Genomic DNA, 24,565 nt, shown 5'->3' on the forward strand with positions numbered 1-24,565 from the left:
TTTTTAATTGTTCTAAATAAAAATACTATTTTTGCGCAGCAACATTTAACCTTTCATTTATGAAATCAAGACAACCTGAACACCTTGTATGGGGTAAAATTTCTGTTTCAAAACAATGTCTCACCGTTTTGGCCGCGCTGGGTTTCGCGCTGACCAGCGCGCAGGAAAATAAGAAAGCGCAAGACATCAGGGCCATCAAATCGATGTGTGGGTGTTATGAGGTGGAATTCAATTTTGCCGAAACCTTCCAGCATTCCAAAGACGCAAATTACAAGCCTTCGAAAACCAAACTGGACTCCGGACTCGAATGGGTGGAGCTTGTTGAAGATCGGTCGGACAAACTTGTCCTGCAGCATTTATTGTTGGTATCCGATTCGGTTATCGTAAAGCACTGGCGTCAGGACTGGGTTTACGAGAACACCGATTTCTATCGCTTTTTCAAAGACAAGACCTGGAAATTTTCCGCTTTACCGAAAGCGACCGTCAAAGGCCAATGGACACAAAACGTTTACCAGGTGGATGACAGTCCGAGATACAGCGGCAGTGCCACGTGGATTCACGCTGACGGGCGCCATTTCTGGACCAGCACCACTGATGCGCCGCTGCCACGCCGGGAGTACACGGTGCGCAGTGACTACAACGTACTCCGCCGGACCAACACGCACGAAATTACCAGTGAAGGCTGGACACACGACCAGGACAACGAGAAAATCGTCCGTGATGATGCCGGAAAAGACGTACTGGTTGCGAGTGAAAAAGGATTCGACGTCTATCGTAAAGTGTCAGATTCTAAGTGTCAGGCCGCGCGGGATTACTGGAAAAAGAACGCTGCGCTGTGGAAAAACGTGCGTGCCAAGTGGCAGGCGGTGTACGGGCGAAAAAAAGACCTCAACCTGGCCGTAAAGGTGAACGATTCGTTTCTGTACGAGCAGCTGTTCGATCTTAAGGCGGATGCTGGAAAGCAGGAAAGCGACAGGATTATAGACTCGTTTATAAAATAAATGCGGAGTCATTTGAAAATGCCTGCTGTTTCACAAAAAATCCCGGACCGTTAAGCGCTCCGGGATTTTTTTATATGAAATCGATTTGGTAAACTGCTATGGCACTTTCGGCAGAAAGACCTCTGCTATCATACAGCGGGCACTTCCGCCACCACAAGCTTCTATAGTTGCAAGGTCGGTGCTCAGTATTTCGGCATGTTTTTGTAACCTGCCCAATTGATCGTGGGTCAGGCTTGCTTTGGCGGCCGCACCCATAACCACAAAATGCTTACCATCGGTACCGAGCACCTCGAGCATGTTTCCTGCAAAAGCGTCAAGCTGTTTGCCTGAAATGAGTATGACCTCCTTCCCGTCATCCTTAAGGCTTTCTAGAACCATCTTCCGTTCCTTTTTGTCTTCAATCGCATCTGCACAGATGACCGCAAAGCCGGAGCCCACGCACAACATCACATTCGTATGGTAAATCGGCTTTCTTCTGCCGTTGACAGTGTGGAATGCTTCAAAGATCAACGGTTGCAAATCGAAATCCTCACAAAATTCAATAAATAACTCCTCATTGCTGCGTTCGGACAGGCAACAGTAGGCCTTGCCGTGTTGCCGATCAAGCACGACGCTTCCAGTGCCTTCAAGGAAGTAACCGTCCTGTTCAGCATCGGTATAATCCATTACATTTTCAATACGAAACCCCATCTGCTCAAGCAAGTCCAGAATGTCTTCCCGGCGTTCGGCACGACGATTTTCGGCAAGCATCGGGTATAAAGCTACATCGCCGTTCTCATGGAACGAAATCCAGTTATTCGGAAAAACCGAATCGGGCGTGTCCGGTTCTGTGGTATCCTCGACAACGATGACATCAACACCCGCGGCCTTCAGGGTGTTAACCAGCATATCGAACTCCTGCCGGGCTTTTGTATTGATTGCCGAGGGCAGCATGTTTAGACCTGCCTGGAAAGCATTGTCATCAGCAGTTTGAGAATTGAGCCGGAACGCCGCAGGCCGGATCATCAGTATCGTGTTTGTATTCTGGCGCATGGTGTTTTATAAGGAATGTCAGGACTGAAATGTTCAACAAGCGATTCGCAATTGCAAAATTAACATATGGTATGCGTTTTACGTATTTGGGATATCTTTTTTATTTGTAGGGCTGCATTTTCCCCTTCCCTGAAGGAAAATTACCACTTTTATCCGAAAGCACCTGCGTGAAAACCACACCAAATCTTAAAATTTGGTTTGCTACCGTTTAAGCACTTCGCAGGTCGATGCAATGATATCGTATGCGATTTCTGCCATACGGTTTTTCTTGTCGTCCAGGCACGGATTGACCTCAACGACTTCCATGCAGACGGTTTTCGGGTGGGCTGCCATGGCGCACATGATGGCTTTGGCTTCCGCGGGAGTTAACCCGTTTTTCACCGGCGTCCCGGTGCCATGAGACGACATATCCGGATCCATCGAATCGACATCGAACGATACATAAAGCATATCGCAGGACATAAATTTAGCCTTGACCCTATCCAATATACGATCGACACCCTCTTTGCGTACCTCGGAAACCGCAATATTCTCGACGTTAAGTTCCCGAATGATACAGTCTTCCTGCTCCTCGGTATCGCGCACGGCGATGTACAGCAAATCTTCCGGCCGTACTTTAGGCGTATCGCCACCGATGGATTTCAGGATTTCCCATTTTTCGATAGTCGCTGCGTCGACGTCATTGGCCTTACATTCCATATTGTCCGTATGCAGCGCCACCGACAGCGGCATACCGTGCATATTACCCGTCGGCGTAGTGTACGGCGTATGGATATCGGCGTGTGCATCGATCCATAAAACACCAAGCCGTTTGTCCGGAAATACCGCTTTGAGAGCAGCAATTGTACCGCCTGCTGAGCCGTGATCGGCGGCGATGATAAAAGGAAACGCGCCCTCACGGATGATTTCCGGCACCGCCTTATGAAGTTCTTTGTAAATCGTGATGACACCTTCAATATTTTTTGCGAAAGGACAAAGCGCAGGCTTATCAAGCAATTGGTTCACATCGGCCAGCCGCCTTACGTCATTTTCCGAAAAAAGAAAACTATGGGCGCTGCGTGCCGCGGTCATAATAGCGTCCGGACCTAAAGATGCGCCGCGGGTGCCGGCAGTGATTTCAGATGGGTTTAAAAGGAAAGTAATTTTCTCGTGCATAAATCCGTTTTCGGGATTTCCTCAAAAATCCCCGTTTCAGCAAAGATATAGATTTCGGGCAATCTGCAAAACCCGAATCCATTCATTTGAACGGTAAAAATCAGTACTTTTTACATTTTCCTGAAACCGGAAAAATTAACGCTCTCACGCAGCCAGAGCCTGTTAATTATGATTTCCCTAACAGTATTTAAAACTAACTTTACGCCGTTAACTAAAAAAAAAATTGATTATGAAAAAAATTACACTAGCCTTTTTAGGCTGCTTGTTTTCAGGTGCTGTGTTTGCACAGTTTACTGAAAACTTCGATGCGGGCACGACGCTCCCGGCCGGATGGTCCGTTATCCAGGGTGGCGATCCCAACACTTGGGAGGTTACCGACATGATGGACCTGGTCGGATTGGATGCCCATTCCGGCACGAATGCTGCGGCAATCGTTTATGATTCAGATGCCCATGACGATTATCTGGTTACACCCGCAATTACCGTTGCGGCCGGGGTTAACGATTATTTCTCTTTTTGGGGCAGAAGCCTTGATCCGGACTATCCAGAAGTCATCGATTTGAAATTATCGACCACAGGGGCCAATGCGACCGACTTTACCGTTACCTTACAAGCTGACGTGGCACCTGCAAGCGGGGAAAGTTATTACAAGTTCTCCTACGACCTCACCGCGTATGTAGGCCAGACAGTGTACATCGCTTTTTACTCGGCAACTACGGATAAATTCATTTTTGAGGTAGATGATGTGGTAAGCAGTGCTTTGCCAAGCTGCCTTGAGCCAAATGGGTTGATGGTGTCGAACATCACAGACATGTCTGCAGATGTGGCATGGACAGCAGCCGGAAACAATTTTGAAGTAGAATACGGCCCTCAGGGTTTTATCCAGGGAACCGGAATTACTACAACGACCACTACGCCATCTGTATCGCTTTCAGGCCTTGACCAGAATACGCCTTATGACGTCTACATCAGGCAAAATTGCGGTGCTAACGGTTTTAGCGATTACGCTGCCATCTCGTTCACAACCATTGAAACACCGGCAGTTAATGATGAGTGTTCCGGAGCGATCGAATTATTCCCTGGTGTTGACTTTGACGGTGGTGCGGTGGAAGCGAGCAACCTTGGTGCCACGGATTCTCCGGATTTGCCAAGCTGCCAGGAATCTGCCACCAGGGATGTCTGGTTCATGGCAGTGGTTCCCGCAGATGGAAATCTGACGTTCGAAACTGGCCTTGCGACAGATTCTGACAACGATGACACCGTGATGGTTGCCTATTCAGGATCGTGTGGAAACCTAACCGAAATCGATTGTAATGACGACAATGCGGACGACAACAGTCTTTTTTCTAAACTGGAATTAACCGGCCTGACGCCGGGTGAAACGATTTATGTTGCGGTTTGGCAATATAGCGGTTTCTTTGGAAGTACACCGGGCGCCTTCAGGATGTCAGCTTACAGCGCGCCATTAGGTGTTGCCGAAAATAATGGAGACACCTTCAGCTATTTCCCGAACCCTGTAAAAGACAGGCTGACACTTTCATATGGCCAAAACATCATCGGTGCTACGGTTACCAATATGTTTGGGCAGCAGGTTTTGGCTAAAACAATCAATGCCGCTACAGCGGACCTTGATTTATCCGCGCTTTCATCAGGTACTTATATCGTGAAGGTGAATACGGCTGATGCTGTGAAAGTGGTTAAGGTTGTGAAACAGTAAATAAATTCTCCTTAAGATTATAAGGCCGTCCGTTTGGGCGGCCTTTTTTTTGTCGTCCGGTTTGCCGGCGGTGTGCTACGATCATTATTGCCCATTACTTGAGGTCAATCCGGCTCTGAATTTCTCAGAGTGAATCACTAATCATTCAGCGATTAGTCGCTGATGAAGCTAAAAAAGCCCCGCTTCCGCGAGGCCCTTCCTTATTAATCTAATTTTTTATCTTTGTTCAAACGGCTTGAAATCCCTCAAAGGGTGCCCGGTATAAATCTGCCTTGGCCTTCCGATCGGCTCCTTGTTTTCACGCATTTCCTTCCATTGTGCGATCCAGCCCGGAAGCCTTCCGATGGCAAACAGTACCGTAAACATATCGGTTGGGATGCCCAAAGCACGGTAAATGATGCCGGAGTAGAAGTCCACATTCGGATAAAGCTTTCTCGATACGAAATACTCGTCTACAAGGGCAGATTCCTCTAACTTCTTGGCAATCTGCAAAACCGGATCATTGACCCCTAACGTCGCCAATACCTCATCGGCTGCTTTCTTAATTATTTTGGCCCTTGGGTCGAAATTCTTGTACACCCTGTGGCCAAAGCCCATGAGGCGGAATGGGTCATTCTTATCTTTGGCTTTTTCCAGGTATTTGTCAGCATCGCCGCCGTTTTTCTGGATTTCCTCAAGCATTTCGAGAACGGCCTGGTTTGCACCGCCATGGAGTGGTCCCCAAAGCGCAGAAACCCCGGCTGAAATGGATGCGAACAGACCGGCGTGTGACGAACCTACCATCCTTACCGTTGATGTAGAACAATTCTGTTCGTGGTCAGCATGCAGGATGAACAGCTTATCGAGTGCATCAACCACAATCGGGTTGATGGTGTAAGGCCCGGTAGGCAATTCGAACATCAGGCGCAGGAAGTTCTCCACGTACCCTTTCGTATTGTCATAATAGTTTAGCGGGTAACCCGATGACTTGCGGAAGGTCCAGGTCGCCAGGACCAGAAATTTCCCCATAGTCTTTACAATGGCTTCATACATTTCGGACTCATTCTCGACGTTGACGACTTTCGGGTTGAAAGCAGTCAGTGCGCTGGTCAGTGACGACAAAACGCCCATAGGATGAGCCGTTTTCGGAAAGCCGTCGATGATGTTTTTCATCTCTTCGTTGACAAGCGAATACTTGCGGATGTCGGCTTCAAACTGTTCAAGCTGTGCCCTCGTTGGCAATTCACCGAAGATTACGAGGTAAGACACTTCGAGGAAGCTGGCTTTGTCAGCAAGGTCCTCGATGGCGTAGCCGCGGTAACGCAGTATGCCTTCTTCCCCGTCAAGGAAGGTGATGTCGCTTTTGCAGGAGCCTGAGTTTTTATAACCCGGATCCATCGTGATGGCGCCGGTGAGATCACGTAATTTGTTGATGTCGATGGCGACTTCATTTTCGCTTCCGACGATGACCGGAAACTCAAATTTCTGGCCGTCCAATTCTAATATAGCTGTTTTTGACATGGTGGTTTGGTAATAAAATCCCTTTCAAAATAAAAAGTTAACAAACTTAAGTAATTTCGGATAAATTAAAAAGTGAATACTGCAATCAAATCGTTAATTATATTATAAATACCGCAAATGGATTGCGCTTTTTTAAAACAAAACCCGCAGCCAAAAAACTGCGGGTTCCTCAATAAACAACCATTAAAACTAAACTAAAACTAATTCTTAACCATTTTCTGTATTTTGCTGCCTTTTGCCGAAGTCACTCTCACGTAGTACAACCCGGCGGCATAATGTGATACATCCCTAACCGATGACGCTCCCCTGTCGCGGCTGGACGAAAGCAGCCTGCCTTTGGCATCAAACCATTCTACGTCTACAATATCACTTGTCGCCTGAATGTAAACCCGACCAGTCGTAGGGTTGGGATAAATCGTGATACCGGCATCGTAATCCGAATCGTCCACGGATAGGCTGGAAATCGCCGTAACGGCAGTATTTGTCGTGATGGGGGCGTTATAATCAAAGAAAATGTCAGCCACTGCCGAGACGGTATTGCCTGCAACCAAATTGCCGCTGATTTTCAACTTGAAAGTGATGTTGCCGTGTGCCCCTGCTGCGAGCTGGATGTCTTCAAAAATTACCTCAACGATATTGCCCTTCCTGCGCAAATACGCCGGATGGGAAGTGCCTGTGACAGACAGGCTGCCGATATCAAATTCCTCAGGGGCAATCTGCATTTTCACAACGATATGCTCCGCCGGATAAGTGCCTGTGTTTTCAAAATTGACAACATAATGCAGGTAATTTCCGATACTATCCGGGAACACCTCACTGCCCTCGAGGCAGGTTATGTTATTTGGGTCAAACGAACCCACCACGGTTTGTGTATACGAAAACGTATTGTCGGAGGCTGTTTCATCGAGACCCAACGGTTCAATAGCTGCTGTGAATTGCAGCAGGTCACTGATATTTACTGCCGGCGTGTCAGTAGGCGCATTGACGGTAAACTGTACGAGGAGGGTCCGCGACTCAAACGGCGCCAGATTCAATAGATCCCAGTACAGCATGTTGGCTGCCTGTGCAGATGGTCCCTGCGAAGCCGATACGAAATCAAGTACACTGTCTTGAAACTGCAGTGAGATGCCATTGGCCTGCGACATGACCTGATTGCCTTTATTCTTATATACAATTTCATAAACCGCTTCGAATCCCGGTCTCGCGGGCGTTATCGGCGCCATAACGATTTCAAGGTCAGGGTGTATGCCATTCGCCGTTATGCAAAAATCACGGGTGGCAGACTGGTTGTTATTGTCTGGAAATCCTACTGCAGCATTGGCTGGACTGACCGTAAAGAATGTCGGGTTTTCGACTTCAGGGGTCACGGTAAAGTTCCCTGCCTGTGTATACAATTTGTAACTGCCGTCGGTGAGCGTGTACGTTGCACTCTGAGAAACGCCATCATCTATTTTGACTTTTATGAAAGGAAACTGCTGGTCTTCGGCATCACAACCGTCGGCATCACCATCAAGATGCAAACTGCCAGTAATCTTGTTGTAATTCCCACCAGGAGTAAAACTGCAGTAGGAATTAACTACCGTATTGGTCATCCCATAATTATTAAGCATAGCCTGAATGGAGGCAATCTGTCCCTCATCGGCACAAATAAAATCAATGGCAGGATTGAAGATGAAATCAGGATCATCGACATCCATAAAAAATGACAATGCCGATTCGTTGCTACCGTTTTTGAGGAACAGGGTCTCAAAATGGTTGTTCGTGGCAATGATACCGGTCAGGGAAGCGCAATCAGATACATCAAGTGTCGTTAACTGGCTGTTGGTAATGTACAAGGCCTGCAGTGACGTACATCCGGAAACATCCAGTGAAGTCAGGCTGTTATATTCTGCCCTTAAGTTAACCAATGCTGTGCAGCCTGAAGCGTTAAGCGTCGTTAGCGCATTGATCTGATTCGACTTCCCTTCTATATCAATTTCCCACAAGGCGGTATGCCCCGAAATATCTACTGACAACAGATTGGGATTGCGATCCAGGTAGATATAGTACAAAGCCGGGTTATTTGAAAAGTCAACCGTAAGCATATTGTTCATGCCTAGATTAACCTCGTACAACAAAGGACATCCGGACAAATCCACTGCCGTTAAGTTGTTTTCGTGCGCGCGCAGCTCGATGAGGGCAGACAGTGACGTCACATCCAGTGTGGTAAGCAGGTTTCCGCTGCACCACAGGTTGGTCATCTCAGTAAGCCCTGACACATTCAATGAAGTAATGTCATTTTGGTCGCAATAGAAAACTTTCAGGTGGGTAAGCATAGACACATCAAGGGTTCCTGTGAGGTTGTTGTAGTAAATCACCAGCCTACGGAGGTTTACAAAACTTTCGAGGCCCTGCACATTAGACAGTGAAGCGTTACTCAAGTCAAGCTGATACACGGCTTCCGCTTCCGAAACCTGGATGTTGCCATCGCTATTGGCGTCAATCTTCATATTGTTGCCGTTACTGTCCCTGGCTACCGAGTTGTTTACGGATGACGACAGCAACTTGTTCTTAAAAACGACGTTGGGGACATTTACAAGTTGCGCGTTGGCCGACAGGGCAGTCAACAGCAGCAGGTACATTGTGTTTTTCATCTTGTTGATCATAAAATTCCTGTTACATTAACGCTTAATCACTTTTGCGGTCTTCGTTCCTTTTTGGGTTGTCACCCGGATATAATACACGCCTGAGGTGTATGTTGAAATATCCAGGGCGGCGTTCGGTTCGCCCGGTGTTTTGACCAGCAGCAACCTGCCCTGGGCGTCAAACAGTTCAGCGGATTTTATTTCGCCCGGTGCGTCAATGTACATCTTGTCGGCGGCAGGGTTCGGATATATGGTAACGACGTTGTCCATGGTGGTATCGCCGGCACTTAATACTTCGAAAACGGTAGTCGCCGTATTGGTCTGGATCGGGAAGTTATAATCAAAGTAAATGCCTGCGCTTTTGCTGACCGCATCACCGGTCCCGAGATCGCCGTTGCTTCGGATCTTAAGCAATATATTACCGTGGCCTCCGGTATCAAGCTGTATGTTCCTGAAAATCAGCTCCAGAATGTTATTGGTCAGCCGGGCATCGAGGACATGCGATGCCTGCATGATACGCAGGGAGCTGATATTGAATTTCGCAGGGTCGATCTGGAGTTTCACCACGATGTTTTCCGCCGGTGCCGTACCGGTATTTTCGAAGTTAACCACATAATGAAGGTATTCGCCAATTTCCGACGGGTCTACCGAATCCCCTTCGAGACAACTGATGTCATTCGGGTCAAATGAACCCACCACCGTCTGCGTGTAGGTAAAACTGTTATCTGCCGGATTCTCATCGGTTCCGTTTGCAGCAATAGTAGCTGTGAAAGGCAGCAGGTCGTCAATATTCACCGCAGGGGTATCCGTCGGGGCATTGACACTGAACGTCACCGTGATAGCGCGCGATTCAAACGGGAGCAAATCCTGGTAATCCCATTGCAGCAAATTGTCGCTTTGCGTTGATACCGTCTCAGAAGACGACACGAAGTCCAATACGTCGTCGTTGAACTCCAACCCTATTCCGTTAGCCATCGACAAGGGCTGGTTGCCTATGTTCCTGTACCCGATCACATATTTTGCATCAAAACCGGGCTTGGCAGGGACAATGGGCGCAATTACGATTTCCACATCCTGATGGGAACCATTGGCTGTGATACAAAAATCCTGTGTTGTCACATTGTTGTTGGCATTCGGAAACACCACATTTGCTGCAGCAGGGGTCACCGTGAACATTGATGGATTATCGAGTGCCGGCGCAATGGCAAAAGTGCCCTGGCCGAAATAGTCTGCATAACTGCCGTCAGGAAAGGTGAACGCAGCGTATTGGTTGCTCCCGTTTGTGATATTGAGCCTGATGTAACCCTGGTCCGGGTCACTGTCGCCACAGCCATTGCCGTCAATGTCGTAAGTGACGTGGCCGGTAAGGGTATTGTAATTACCGCCCGGTGTAAAGGTACAATACGATCCAACGACCGGATACGAATTGAAATCCGGAAGGGTTTCATTGGTCATGATCAGGTCGATGGCCGCCTGAAAGTTGGCCATCTCCGAATTGTCTGCGCACACGTAAGTCAGGTTTGGGATGTCAGTGGCCGATATGGTTGAAAAAACAATCGGCGATTCCGTGTGACCGTTTTTCACAATCAGCACCTCCAGATTGGTATCCTTGACCACAAAATTCGTAATGGCATTGCACGGGGAAAGGTCGATCGTCTTGAAATGATTCTGCTCAAGGTCGATTGCCGCAAGAGCGTGACTGCCGGCGACATCGAGCAGGCCCAGTTGCGGGTTGTTCACGCAGTTGATCGATGTAAACGCGGCACAATTGGTGATGCTCAATGATTGCAGTGTGGGACTGCCGGTTATCGTGAGTCCGGTTAGTGCGGGCAGCCCGGAAACTGCCACTTCGTTAATGGATAAATTGGAGCCAATGCCCGTGATGCTTTGCAGACTCATCAAGCCACTCAGCTGCAACTGCGTGATTGATGTATTCGTAATTGATAACGAAGAGATGTTTGCAAACGACTCTACCCCCTGCAGCGACTGGATGGCAGCACCATCAATTGAAAGCCGGAATGCCGAAGCCGCTTCGGTTTGCTGGATTTCACCATCATTATCCAAATCAGCGTCGGTATCAAAAGTACCATTGTTGTCGCTGTCGATACAGTTTGCCGTAAGCAGGTAATTCTTAAAACCCGCATCCGGAACGTCGACAATCTGCGCCTGCAGTATCCCGGACATCAGCAGTAGGAGTAAGTAGATTTTCTTCATCGTATTGTCGTTTTGGTTGCGATTTTTTTGGTCAGTTTTCAGGTTTGTTTGTTTGTTTTATTTTCTAATATCCGCGTCATGCCATGCTACATCGACTTGAGCAATTCCTGCAGCCTGTCTTTTTTCCGTTGGGAGATGGGCAGGTTGCTGTTGTCTGACATGACGACATATCCGCCGTCTTTCTTGATATACGACTTGAGGTAAGCAAGGTTGATCAGGTGTGACTGGTGGATCCTTTCGAAACCGTGCTCGCCAAGCAGCTCCTCATATTCCTTAAGCGTTTTCGATATCAGTACCGGCTTGTTGTTCCGGAGGTAAAACCGCGTGTAATTGTCTTCGCTTTCACAACGGATGATGTCGCTGATTTCAAACAGGTGAATGCCTTCTGCGGTCGACAAGGCAATCCTTTTAAAATTGTCGACTTTCTTGCGGATGTTCTCCAGCAAAAGGTCAATGTGGGCATAATTATCATTCCGGTCCAGTACATTCTTTATCTTACCGATGACTTTCTGCAGCTCTTCAGGATCTACGGGCTTAAGCAGGAAATCCAGTGCGCTGAACCGGAAAGCCTTCACGGCGTACTGCTCATGCGCGGTAATAAAAACAATATGCGACGAGGATTTACCGTGTTTTGAGGCCAGCTGCTCGAGGATGTCAAATCCTGTCCCGTCATTGAGCTGGATATCCAGGAAAACCACCTGTGGCCTGAACCGCTCCATGGCCGCCACGCCCTGCTGCACACTATCGGCCTCGCCTATAATCGTAATGTCCGGGGCATACATCGCCAACAGCGCTTTCATGCCATTTCTCAGGTTGATGTCGTCGTCTATGAGTAATGCTGTAATCATTATTTTGAAATGTATTGTAACGGCAGCCTTAGTGTGACCCGGGTGCCTTTGATGAGATCTTTCTCTGTGATTTCTTCGATCTGCAGGCGCGTTTTTACGGCGGTCGAATCCTCTATCATCTGCAGCCTTTTTTTAGTGATATCAATTGCCATCGATTTATGTACCGATACCGATCCTTCTTTCATACGCTGCGATTGGTAAATGCCCACACCGTTGTCGGTAATGCTGCATACGAGGTGTTTTTCCTCCACAGTAAAGACAATCGCCAGGTGACCTTTTTCCTTAATCGGAATGAGTCCATGAATGATTGCATTCTCTGCGAAAGGCTGCAAAAGCAACGGCGGAATGGCCATATCATCCTCTATAGCGGGATTTTTATGGATGTTGAAACTGAACTTCTGATTGAAACGCAGCTGCTCGAGTTCCAGATAATTTTGCAGGCTTTCAATTTCCTTGTCTATCGGGATCAAGGGCTCTTTCGAATATTCGAGCGTCAGGCGCATCAGCTTCGAAAATTTTGCCAGGTATTTGATCGCAGAGTCGGTGCCGTTTTGGACGATAAAGCTCGAAATCGATCCCAGGCAGTTGAACACAAAATGCGGGTTCATCTGCAAATGCAGCGCTTTTTGTTCGTATTCGGCCAGCTCTTTTTGCAGGGTCAGCGTTTTCTTCAGGTTAAACCGGCTGTACACCAACACCCCGATGCCGCCGAGCAGGACCACGAGGAGTACTGCGAAAAAGATTTGCATCGCATGTCTTTTGGAGGCTTCCGCGAAAAGCAATTCTTTTTTTTCGATTTCCTTTTTCTGCAGTGCTTCCCTTTTGTCGAATTCGAAGTTCATCTCCGCCTCGACGCCTTTTCGGATGCTTTCGTGGTTGTTGAGACTGTCTTTCGCGCGGTCATACAGTGTCATGTGCAGCAGCGCCTTTTTCGTATCATTTAACGCGGCATAACTGTCACTAAGCAGTTTTTCAGATGCGGTAACCTGTTCCAGGACCGCGGTTTCCCTGGCCAGCTGCAAGGCCTTTTGCGCATAGGTAACGGCCTTGCCGAATTGTTTCTGGTCGTAATAAAATTGCCCGAAGTACAGCTGCGTATCTGCAAGTCCGAAACGGTCATCTATACTATTAAACGCCGTGGTGGCGCGTTCCCAGTTCCTGACGGCATTTGCCGGATCCGACATCGCCTGATAATACAGGCCGAGGTTGTTGTACAGTTCCCCCAAGCCCCGTGAATCGCGACTTTGTTGGAGGAAAACCATTGCATCAGTATAAAATTTCAACGCATTGGACATCTGCTTTTGCCGGGCGTAACAGTTCCCGATATTGGTCAGGGTAATGCCCTGATTCGGATCATTGGTTTGCTGCTGTTTTTTCCATGAGCGGATGAAATAGTCGAGCGCCTTGAAATCCTGTTTCTGCGCCTGGTAAATAATGCCGATGTTGTTGTAAATCCGGGCGCACCTTACGGTATCCCTGAGCTGTTCGTAAATTCCGACCGCCTTAAGGTCAAATTGCAAAGCCTTGGCATAATTGCTCTGCTCAGACAAGACGATGCCGATGCTGCCGTAAGTACGGGCGAGTCCCTCGCGTACTTCGGTTTTTTTATTGCCTGCATTGATCTCACTTTCGAAAAGGAACTGCGCGTCTGAAAAGTACTGCAATGCCTGACGGTAATCGCCCGATATGATATTGGCGATACCCAGGTTGACCCTTGCGTTGGCCTCTTCGGTCTTATACCGTATGCCCATCGATAAGTCCAGCGCTTTCTTTGCGTAGGCCCTGAGTGACTTAGGGTCAACGGTCTTATAGCCTTCAGCTATCCGGTTCAGCAGTTTCGCCCTATCGATGTCGTTTTTAGCATGCGCCAATTCCCGTTTCAGGCTGTCTACGACATTTTGCTGTGCAAAAGCCATCGACGCGGAACAAAGCAGCAGTGCTAGAAATAATTTGATTTTCATAAATGGGCAACTTGACAAACAAAAGTAACATTTCCGTTAATTCAGCAAGCACTGAATTAGAATTTTGCCGTTTTGAAAGAGAATTTGAAATGAAAAAACCCGCACGAGGCGGGTCTTAGTTTGAATGAAGTATTATTGCTTTATGAGTTTTTGCCGCCCGATTCCCTGGTCAGTGTACACATTCAGGAAGTACACGCCGGCATTGAATGCCGAAAGATCGACTGTATCGGTATTGTTACTATCAAGCAGTTTACGGCCGCGTGCGTCAAAAAGCGCTATACCGTTGACTTTGGATGCTGCCTTCACATAAACCAGACCAGTAGTCGGGTTCGGGTAAATCGAGACCGTTTTTGACAGTTCATCGACTGATAGTGGCATACTGGTAAAGGTCGTGCTGGCGGTATTTGTGGTTACCTGGCTGTCGTAGTCGAAATATACCTCAGAACTGAAATTCACCGTATCACCGGGCTCGAGCGCTGCGTTCGATTTCATGCGGAACATCACGTTGCCCTGTCCGCCCGGTTGCAGTGGCGCACTGTCGAAAAGGAATTCGAGAACGTCATCAGTAACCTTAACGGTGACGGGTGCCGAGCTGTTGATGACCTGTACAGAACTGATGTCAAAACTCCCAGGGTCAACCGCTGAACGCAACGCGACAAATGGCGCATCGCCGGTACCGGTATTTTCAAAGTTGATGACATAGTTAAGATAGTCGCCGATTTCTGTAGGTTCGACGGCGTCGCCCTGGAGGCAAAGGACGGTGTTTTCAAGCGCCGCGCCGTCAACAGTGTGGCTGTAATTGAAAGTGTTGTCGTCAAGATTCCCATCCTGCTGGTCGATGGTCCCGACCAGTGAAAATGGAAGCACATCCCCTACTTCGACCGGGTTGTCGATTTCCGGGCCGTTGAACTGCAAAATGACCAGCGCCGATCCGGATTCAAAAGGAAGCAGATTGGAAAAATTATAAACATAGCTCCCGAAGGTGGTGGCTGAAGGCTCCGGACTGGAAACCAGCACATCCATCTTGCTGTCGTCAAAACTAAAGTTGATATTTCCCGAAAGCGGCTGAGTCCCTTTGTTGCGGTAGACCAGCTGGAAAAAAGACTCATACCCGGGTACACCCAACGAGTACGGATAAAGGAACACTTCAAGATCTGTGATCTGGTTTACAGGCGCCACGCAAATGTCGTTGTTAACCTCCATACTGCCTGCAGCATCAAAGACAATGGTTGGCGATTGCTGTTGTACGTCAAAATAAGAGGCATTTTCCAGGACAACACTTACCGTAAACGCACCTTCGTTCACATAAAATTCGTAATTGCCGTTTTCGTCGGTGAATGTGGCGCCCGAATTCACGCCGTCTGAGAGAACCACTTTTGCCATGGATTGTACGGTATCGTTGGCGTCGCAACCGTTTTGGTCAAAATCATACCGGACATTTCCAGTGATTTTGTTGACGTTCCCAGCCGGATTCAGCGAGCAGTAGGAATTGATAATCAGGTTAGGCAGTATCGGCGCCAAAACGGACTCGTAAATACTGATCTCAAAATCATCCAAACACAGGAACCCAAGCGCGGGTAAGGTCGCAAAATCGGTGCCGGAAAACAGGATTTCCTGATACGCACCATTCTTAAGGTTGATATTTTGCAACAGCGGATTGTCCGAATATTGTACGAAATACAAATTGGGGTTTTGCGAAAAGTCGAGGCCCGTAAACTGATTTCCCGAACAATCAACATCCTGTAGGGTGTGCAGCATCGAAAAATCGACTGTTGTCAGGTTATTTTGGGCGCATTTAAGCAACACCAGGTAAGGTGTTTCAGACAAATCCAAAACTGAAATTTGATTGTTTGAGCAGGACATGGTGCCGAGTACCGGATGATTTCCTACAATGAATGTGCTAATCTGGTTGTTGGCGCAATCTACGAGACCGAGATTGGCCAGGGTACTGATATCAAGCGAGGCCAGGTTGTTATTGCTGCAATTTAAGGAATACACCGATGGATTATTCGATAAATCCAATGCGGTCAGCACGTTGTTATTACAGGACAGCACGTGCAATGCAGCATTGCTTTGCAGGTTGAGTGTGGCAATCTGATTGCTGTCGACGCTTAATTCATAAAGGTTCGGACTCGCCGATACATCTATCCCCGAAAGCATATTAAACCGCACGTCCAGATATTTAAGCTGCGACGAAGCGGAAAGATCCAATCCCGTTAACTGGTTGCTGTAGGCAAACAGGAATTGCAAATTGACCGCATCGGCAAGTACTATATTGGTCAGATCATTTTCATACGCCGTCAGATAGACCAGACTCACCAACCCGGAGAGGTCTAACGTGCTCAATTGATTGTACTGCACGTTCAATTCTGACAGTGCCGAAAGATTCTGCACATTAAGATCCTGGATAAAGTTAGCCGAACAGTTTAACCTTGACAGACCAGGCGATCCCGAAAGGTCCAGTGACGTCAGTATGTTGTTAGAGCAATCGAGATCTGACAAATTGATGAGTCCTGCCAGGTTGAGTGACGAGAAGGAATTCTGCATCAATTGTAAAATATTGAGCTGAGACAAGCCTGTAACGTTGACAGCGGACGCATTGCAGGCTTCGCAGGACAAAAACTGCAGTTGCGTCAGGGCGGAAAAATCAAGGCTCTGCCCATTCAGCGGATTATTGGCCACGGTCAGGAACCGCAGATTCGAAAATGAGGAAAGGCCGTCGAGATTGCTGATACCCTGATTATCCAGATACAATTTCCGGATTACCAGCGCTTCCGAAAGTTGGATGTCACCATCGGCATTTTGGTCTATCGCGACAAAATTGTCGGACTCATCCTGAGCAATCGCGTAAGATGGACTTGCGGCCAACAAGGTCAGCTTCAGGTTCTCGTCAGCAAAATCTATCGTCTGTGCATGCGTCGCTGATATCCACAGCAACAGCAAAAGGGTAAACTGCTTCATAAGTGATTGTTTAATGTTTTGCTAATAAAGATAAACAAAAAACAACAAGGTTGCGCAGCTGCTGAAATTTTTTTTAAGATTTTAAAAACCGTACTTTGCTTACAAATAGTACAGACGTAAAACCGCGTGCGAAACGCGAAGCGTAAGGCAAAATATTTTTAAAAATCGTTTGGAAATTATTGTTTTATAATCCGTTGGACACCGTAGCCATTGTCTGTCTGCACCTTAACCAAGTAAGCGCCATCGGCAAAACCGGACAAATCGATAACCCCTGAAACAGCTTTTATCGGAAATTCCCGGCCGCGGACGTCAAACAACACCACGGATTGAATATCGGCTTCCGTGCGGATCGTAACGCGGTCGCTGGCGGGATTCGGGTAAATTGTGATGCGGTTATCCAAAGTTTGTTCGTCTGTTCCCAAAGCATCAAAAGTCGTCACCGCTAAGTTGGTTGCCACCGGGAAATTGTAATCGAAATAAATATCGGCTTTTTGTGAAACCGAATTCCCGGTCACCAAAGTATTTTTGGTCTTGATCTTAAAAGTCACATTCCCACGCTCCGAAGCGCCAAGGTTGATGCCTTCAAAAATGAATTCGACTTTGTCATTTGTGATTCGCGGTGTGACCGGATGCGAGGCATGCAACACCTGCAATGTCGAAATATCAAATTTCGTCAAATCGATCATATCCTTAACAACGATATTTTCTGCGGCAGCGGTTCCTGTATTTTCAAAGTTGATGTTGTAATGGAGGTATTTTCCGATTTCCGTTGGATTGACATGCTCGCCTTCAAGGCAGGTAATGTCATTCGGATCGTAAGAACCGACAACCGTTTGCTTGAACGAAAAAGTGTTGTCACCTGGCGTCACATCTCCCCCAACCGGGTTCGCCTGAGCATGGAAACCAAGCTGGTCGCCAATATTCACTGCCGGGGTTTCCTGCGGCGAGTTCACATTCAGCCTGACTTCAATGCTTCTGGATTCGAAAGGATACAGGTTGCTGAAATTCCATGACAGGCTTCCGGCAGTTTGCGCATCAGGAGTTGTGGATGCGTTTACAAAATCAAGCTCGTTTTCCTGATAGGTAAAGTCTACACTACCTGATAAAACCTGATTCCCTTTGTTTTTATAAATGATTTTATAAGTGGCGTCAAAGCCGGGACGGGCAGGTGTATTAGGTACGATGACTGTTTCAAGGTCGTTTTGGATTCCATTTGCGGTGATACAGAAATCCTGCGTAGTGATGTTGTTATTGTTGTTACCAAAAAGAATAGTCGCCAGTGGCGGTGTGATGGTAAACATTGACATATTCTCCGCTGCAACGGAAACATTAAAAGTACCTGCCTGCCCGAAATTAGTATAATTTCCGTCAGGTGAAGTGAATACCGTATAATTGTCGTTTCCGCTGGTCAGCGTCAGTTTTACATAGGGTTGATCAGGGTCATTACCATCACAACCGTTATTATCAGTATCGAAAGTGACATTACCAGTAATCGTATTGTAATTGCCGCCAGGGAAAATAGTGCAATACGGGCTAACGACCGCGCTACTTAACGAATAAGAGTTCAAAGTTTGCTGCACACCAGAAAGCTGAAAATCGTCCACACATATAAAACTCAGGTTAAGATCATACCCTAATGAAAATGACTCATTCCTTCCGTTTTTAGCAAAAATAGTTTCCAAAGGCAGGTTTTCACTTAAATTGACGTAGTTAAGTCCAACACATGTTTCAAGATCTACTGTCTCCAACATGTTATTTTGAAGATACAAATTGTTAACATGGGTATTCTCCAAATTAATAGAGGACAGTTGATTATATTCCAAATGAACTAAACCTGGAAGATTTCTGCCTGAAAGATCTATTGATTGCAATTGGTTATGATCTAAGATTAGCGCTTCATAATACCCCTGTTCACTTAACACAATATTGGTCAGACTATTGTTAGATGCCCGTAATTGGAGGTTTTCCATATCAGAAACGTCGAGCGAAGTTAATTGGTTATATTGACACCACAGATAATGCAACGCGAAACAATTATCTATGTTTAAATCCATCAATAAATTGTTGCCAACATCTATATTAAACAAATGTGTCAGTCCGGAAACATTTAGTGTCTGGATTGAATTATTGTATGCGCTCAGATTTTGAAGATTTGTAAATGCCAAAATTCCCTCCAGGCTTGATATATTGGAATCATATAAATTCAGGCTCGTCACTACTGCCGCCTCAGTCAGTTGAATTTCCCCATCCGAATTAACGTCAATGCCCTCAGACAACAACTTCGCCTTAAAATTCGCATCAGGGATATTCACGATCTGCGCCTGGGAAGCGGCTGAAAAGAAAAGGAAGTAGAGTAATAGTTTTTTCATATTATTGTTTTATCAGTTTTTGGGTTTTGAATCCTTTGTAAGTCGCAACTTTTATAAAATATACTCCGGAAGTATATGTTGAAATATTGAGTGTCTCCACATTGTTTTTCCTCAAAAGCTGCCTTCCCTGAACATCAAACAGCTCAACTGATTTGATTTCCGAATCTGATTTTATATTAACCAAACCTTTGGTCGGATTTGGATAAATACTAATATCATCATCCAAAACCACATTGTCTGTTCCCAAAGTATCGAAAGTCGTCATCGCTACGTTGGTTGCCACAGGAAAATTATAATCAAAATAAATATCGGCTTTCTGTGAAACCGAATTTCCGGTGACCAAAGTATTTTTCGTCTTGATCTTAAAAGTTACATTGCCATGCTCCGAAGCGCCGAGGTTGATGCCTTCAAAAATGAATTCGACTTTGCCGTTCGTAATCCTTGGCGTCATCGGGTGTGAAGCATTCAAAACCTGAAGAGTTGAAACATCAAACTTTGTCAAATCAATCATATCGACCACCACAATATTTTCTGCGGCAGCGGTACCGGTATTTTCAAAGTTGATGTTGTAATGGAGGTATTTTCCGATTTCCGTCGGATTGACGTGCTCGCCTTCAAGGCAGGTAATGTCATTCGGATCGTAAGAACCGATAACCGTTTGCTTGAACGAAAAAGTGTTGTCACCTGGCGTCACATCTCCCCCAACCGGGTTAGCCTGAGCATGGAAACCAAGCTGGTCGCCAATATTCACTGCCGGGGTTTCCTGCGGCGAGTTCACATTCAGCCTGACTTCAATACTCCTCGATTCGAAAGGATACAGGTTGCTGAAATTCCATGACAGGCTTCCGGCAGTTTGCGCATCAGGAGTTGTGGATGCGTTTACAAAATCAAGCTCATTTTCCTGATAGGTAAAATCGACACTTCCCGATAAAACCTGGTTGCCTTTGTTTTTGTAAATGATTTGATATATCGCATCAAATCCCGGACGGGCTGGTGCAATAGGAACAATTACCGTTTCAAGATCATTCTGGAGGCCATTGGCGGTGATACAGAAATCCTGGGTGGTGATATTGTTATTGTTGTCGCCAAAAACAATTGTTGCCAACGGTGGTGTGATCGTGAACAGTGACGCATTTTCCATTGCAACACTAATGTTGAAAGTTCCGGTAAGTCCGAAATTGTTATACGTTCCGTCAGGAGAAGTAAATACAGCATAATTATTTCCCCCTGTGGTCAGGTTAAGTTTTACATAGGGCTGGTCCGGATCCGTACTGTCGCAGCCATTGTTATCAATATCATAAGTAATGTTGCCGGTGATCGTATTGAAATTACCTCCCGGTTGGAAGAAGCAGTAAGGACTCGCAACAGCATTGGTCAATCCGTAGATATTTAAACGCTGTTGTGTGTCCTGTAATTGCATTTCATCAACACATACGAAAATAAGGTTGTCATCACCTCCAAAAAAGAAATCTTCGTTATTACTGCCATTTTTAGCAAATACAGTTTCAAGGGAAGGATTGTTAGACAGTTCCACCAGATCTAATGTTGCGGAGCAGCCCGTCATATCTATTGTTTGGAGGGAATTATAGCTAAGCCTAAGCTGTCCTAAACCCGAAGCATTGCCCAGGTTGATTGTGTTTAGATTGTTATTGCTCACATCCAAAATAGCGCTTTGGTAGAAAGTCACACCGGATACATCAACATCCGTCAATTGATTATGGGCAACCATAATCCTTGAATTCGAACCTATCTGGGGAGGAGTAAATGATTGAAGGTTATTATAGGAAACATCAAGATCATCAACCCTGCATGTTGACAAATCCAAAGCCGTCAATTGATTGTATTGTGCGTTGAAATACATAATGTTGCAATTGTTTACAGTAAAACTTGTCAGCGAATTATACCGGACATCTAAATACAACATTGTCTGTATCAAACCAAGATTTGACAATTCCAATTGGGTCAGCTGGTTATTCCGCACGATGAGTTCTTGTAGATTGGTACATCCTGAAAGATTAAGTACAGTCAGTTGATTATTTTCTGCGTTTAACCTTTTAAGTGCATTTAACCCGGAAAAATCCAAAGCGGTCAGTTGGCAATTGTAAGCGTCTAAATCAAAAAGCGCAGAACAGCCTGAAACATCCAGCGTTGTCAAGGGGTTTGAATAACAGGTCAGATTAATTAAAGAGGTAAGACCGGAAGCATCAAGTGATGTCAAGGCACAGCTGGAAACAGTTAAATTAGTTAACGAACTGCATCCGGTAATATTCAGAGTAGCCAACGAAGGATTCAGTGAAGCAGATAACTGTTGCAGATTATTCATACCGGATACATCTAATGAAAGTAGGGCGTTTACATCGCAACTAAGTCTTGTCATATTGGTAAAAGACTGTACCCCTTCCAGATTTTCAATTGATGAATTGTTAACAAATAATGCTCCCACAAGCTGTGCTTCGGCAAGTTGAATTTCTCCATCAGCGTTAGCATCTACCGCAATATGCATTCCCTGGGCATTTCTTGCAATAGTGTTTGAAGGTGATGATGACAACAACTTCGCCTTAAAATTCGCATCAGGGATATTCACGATCTGCGCCTGGGAAGCGGCTGAAAAGAAAAGGAAGTAGAGTAATAGTTTTTTCATATTATTGTTTTATCAGTTTTTGGGTTTTGAATCCTTTGTAAGTCGCAACTTTTATAAAATATACTCCGCAAGTATATGTTGAAATATTGAGTGTCTCCACATTGTTTTTCCTCAAAAGCTGCCTTCCCTGGACATCAAACAGCTCAACTGATTTGATTTCCGAATCTGATTTTATATTAACCAGGCCTTTGGTCGGATTTGGATAAATACTAATATCATCATCCAAAACCACATTGTCTGTTCCCAAAGTATCGAAAGTCGTCACCGCTACGTTGGTTGCCACAGGAAAATTATAATCAAAATAAATATCGGCTTTCTGTGAAACCGAATTTCCGGTGACCAAAGTATTTTTCGTCTTAATCTTAAAAGCGACATTCCCATGCTCCGAAGCGCCGAGGTTGATGCCTTCAAAAATGAACTCGACTTTGCCGTTTGTAATCCTTGGCGTCATCGGATGTGAAGCGTTTAGGATTTGTAAAGATGAAATATCAAATCTCGTCAAATCAATCATATCCTTTACCACGATATTTTCTGCGGCAGCGGTACCGATGTTCTCAAAATTGATATTGTAGTGCAGGTAGTTCCCGATTTCCGTCGGATTGACGTGTTCGCCTTCAAGGCAGGTGATATCATTTGGGTCATACGAACCGATGACGGTTTGCCTGAACGAAAACGTATTGTCATCTGGCGTTATATCTCCCGAAACAGGATTGGCCTGAACAGAAAAACTCAGTTGGTCACCTATGTTTACCGATGGCGTTTCCTGTGGCGAATTCACATGCAGCCTGACTTCCACGCTTCTCGATTCAAACGGATACAGGCTGCTGAAATTCCATGACAAACTTCCGGCAGTTTGTACATCGGGTGCTGTGGAAGCATTTACATAATCGAGTTCGTTTTCCTGATACGTGAAATCAACATTTCCTGATAAGATTTGGTTTCCTTTGTTTTTGCAAATGATTTTATAGGTTGCATCGAAACCGGGACGGACGGGTGATAATGGAACAATTATTGTTTCGAGGTCATTTTGGATGCCGGTTGCCGTGATGCAGAAATCCTGAGTCGTCAAGTTATTATTATTGGTGCCGAATACAATGGTAGCCAATGGAGGTGTAATAGTAAACAGCGAGGCATTTTCCATCGCCAGGCCGACGTTAAACATACCGGTTTGCCCGAAATAATTGAAATTACCATCAGGTGTAGTGAAAACCGAATAAATGTTATTTCCACTCGTCAGATTGAGTTTGACATATGGCTGGTCAGGATCTGTGTTATCACAACCATTATTGTCTGCATCAAAAGTGACATTACCGGTAATGGTGTTGTAATTACCGCCGGGAGTGAAAATGCAATATGGGCTAAATACAGCATTGGGAGGCGACGAACCACCAATTAAATCAGACTCATCAATGCAGACATACTCGAGACTAAAATCTCCAATAAATGACAGGTAATCTGAATTTCCATTTTTCGCAAAAAAGGTTTCAAGATATGGGTTTGAATCGATGTCTATCGAACAAAATGAGTTAATGCGAATTGCGCCGCTTAAATCTACCGTCTGGAAATTATTTCCATTAAGATATACGGTATATATTCTGGTTCCCTGAAAATTAATAGAAGTCAGGTTATTATGGTTAGCATTTAAGTCCCGCACATATAGACCAGACACGTCCAGATTTACAAGCTGGTTGTTGTCTAGCCAGAGGTGATTATACTGCGTATTCGGATTTAGCGAAATGGAGGCAAGATTATTATGACTTGCGTCAACACCTTGGATGGGGCTGTTCGATAAGTCCAGCGATGTCAAGTGGTTGTAACTTAAGGCAATATCGGTGGAAACATTTGTCCCGGTTACATCTAAGGTTGTCAATGCATTATGACTGAAGTCAAGCATTATCAGATTCCCCATATCTGAGGCATCAACGGATGTTAATTGATTATATCGCGCAAGCAGGTACCCCCCATCACTACTCACCCAACCTGCAAGATTTAACGAAGTTAACTGGTTATTGCTAACGTCAAGGTTATACAAATGAATAAGTCCTGAGGTATCCAGGCTCGTAAGTGCACAGTTTGAAGCGCGGCAATTTGCAAGTGATGTACACCCCGATAAGTTTAACGATGTCATGGCTGCATTATGACCACAGTTCAATTCCCCAAGATGCGTGAGACCGGAAACATCCAATGCTGTGAGATTCAAATTATAACAGGTAAGGCTGGTCAGGTTTACAAATGATTGTATTCCTTCCAAACTGGAAATATTTAAATCTACCATGCCAAGGCTGGTTACCGCTTCTGCTTCAGAAACCTGTATGTCGCCATCAGAATTTAAATCAATCCCTTTGTTAATCAAATCTGCTTTAAAGTTCGGATCCGGAATGTTAACAATCTGCGCCTGGGAAGCGGCTGAAAAGAAAAGGAAGTAGAGTAATAGTTTTTTCATATAAATTGCTTTTGGCTTAGATCACAGGCTTTCAATCTTTTGATTTGGATCAAAAATAATGATTTCCTGTATTGCGGCTGCCGCGCAATTAGAATTTGA

The 24,565-nt window shown here is 45.7% G+C and carries 13 protein-coding genes; 2 read left to right on the plus strand and 11 right to left on the minus strand.

What is annotated here, in order from left to right; translation table 11 throughout:
- Positions 1 to 59 precede the first annotated feature (59 nt).
- Positions 60 to 1,001, plus strand: a complete 942-nt coding sequence (locus HYN48_RS00415; protein ID WP_245945968.1) for a DUF6607 family protein — start codon at positions 60 to 62, stop codon at positions 999 to 1,001.
- A gap of 96 nt (positions 1,002 to 1,097) precedes the next feature.
- Here HYN48_RS00415 and ctlX read toward each other — a convergent pair whose 3' ends face one another.
- Positions 1,098 to 2,033, minus strand: coding sequence for a citrulline utilization hydrolase CtlX (gene ctlX / locus HYN48_RS00420; protein WP_108369260.1), 936 nt, complete (start codon positions 2,031 to 2,033; stop codon positions 1,098 to 1,100).
- 201 nt (positions 2,034 to 2,234) lie between these two features.
- Positions 2,235 to 3,188, minus strand: coding sequence for an arginase (locus HYN48_RS00425; protein ID WP_108369261.1), 954 nt, complete (start codon positions 3,186 to 3,188; stop codon positions 2,235 to 2,237).
- Positions 3,189 to 3,417: 229 nt separating this feature from the next.
- On the opposite strand from HYN48_RS00425, the gene HYN48_RS00430 reads away from it, so the two are divergent.
- Entirely contained in the window at positions 3,418 to 4,905 is a 1,488-nt protein-coding gene (locus tag HYN48_RS00430) for a T9SS-dependent choice-of-anchor J family protein (RefSeq protein ID WP_108369262.1), read from the plus strand.
- Positions 4,906 to 5,121: 216 nt separating this feature from the next.
- On the opposite strand, the gene HYN48_RS00435 is transcribed toward HYN48_RS00430, so the two are convergent.
- The 9 genes from HYN48_RS00435 to HYN48_RS00475 form a co-directional block, all read right to left on the minus strand.
- Positions 5,122 to 6,405 (minus strand): citrate synthase, encoded by a 1,284-nt coding sequence (locus tag HYN48_RS00435; protein WP_108369263.1) that lies wholly within the window; start codon positions 6,403 to 6,405, stop codon positions 5,122 to 5,124.
- Between the two features lie 200 nt (positions 6,406 to 6,605).
- On the minus strand, positions 6,606 to 9,038 hold the full coding sequence (locus tag HYN48_RS00440) for a DUF7619 domain-containing protein (RefSeq protein ID WP_181248491.1): 2,433 nt from the start codon (positions 9,036 to 9,038) through the stop codon (positions 6,606 to 6,608).
- A gap of 27 nt (positions 9,039 to 9,065) precedes the next feature.
- Entirely contained in the window at positions 9,066 to 11,243 is a 2,178-nt protein-coding gene (locus HYN48_RS00445) for a T9SS type A sorting domain-containing protein (protein ID WP_108369265.1), read from the minus strand.
- Positions 11,244 to 11,329: 86 nt separating this feature from the next.
- On the minus strand, positions 11,330 to 12,091 hold the full coding sequence (locus HYN48_RS00450; protein WP_108369266.1) for a LytR/AlgR family response regulator transcription factor: 762 nt from the start codon (positions 12,089 to 12,091) through the stop codon (positions 11,330 to 11,332).
- Positions 12,091 to 14,052 (minus strand): tetratricopeptide repeat-containing sensor histidine kinase, encoded by a 1,962-nt coding sequence (locus HYN48_RS00455; RefSeq protein ID WP_108369267.1) that lies wholly within the window; start codon positions 14,050 to 14,052, stop codon positions 12,091 to 12,093. Before HYN48_RS00455 ends, HYN48_RS00450 begins: the two co-directional genes overlap by 1 nt.
- A gap of 132 nt (positions 14,053 to 14,184) precedes the next feature.
- Positions 14,185 to 17,013, minus strand: coding sequence for a DUF7619 domain-containing protein (locus tag HYN48_RS00460; RefSeq protein WP_108369268.1), 2,829 nt, complete (start codon positions 17,011 to 17,013; stop codon positions 14,185 to 14,187).
- 176 nt (positions 17,014 to 17,189) lie between these two features.
- Positions 17,190 to 19,382: a DUF7619 domain-containing protein gene (locus HYN48_RS00465; protein WP_108369269.1), complete on the minus strand. Its 2,193-nt coding sequence runs from the start codon at positions 19,380 to 19,382 to the stop codon at positions 17,190 to 17,192.
- Position 19,383: 1 nt separating this feature from the next.
- Entirely contained in the window at positions 19,384 to 22,023 is a 2,640-nt protein-coding gene (locus tag HYN48_RS00470; RefSeq protein ID WP_108369270.1) for a DUF7619 domain-containing protein, read from the minus strand.
- A gap of 1 nt (position 22,024) precedes the next feature.
- Positions 22,025 to 24,466 (minus strand): DUF7619 domain-containing protein, encoded by a 2,442-nt coding sequence (locus HYN48_RS00475; protein WP_108369271.1) that lies wholly within the window; start codon positions 24,464 to 24,466, stop codon positions 22,025 to 22,027.
- Positions 24,467 to 24,565: the final 99 nt, after the last annotated feature.

This window comes from Flavobacterium magnum, from assembly GCF_003055625.1.
GTDB classification, from domain to species: Bacteria; Bacteroidota; Bacteroidia; order Flavobacteriales; family Flavobacteriaceae; genus Flavobacterium; species Flavobacterium magnum.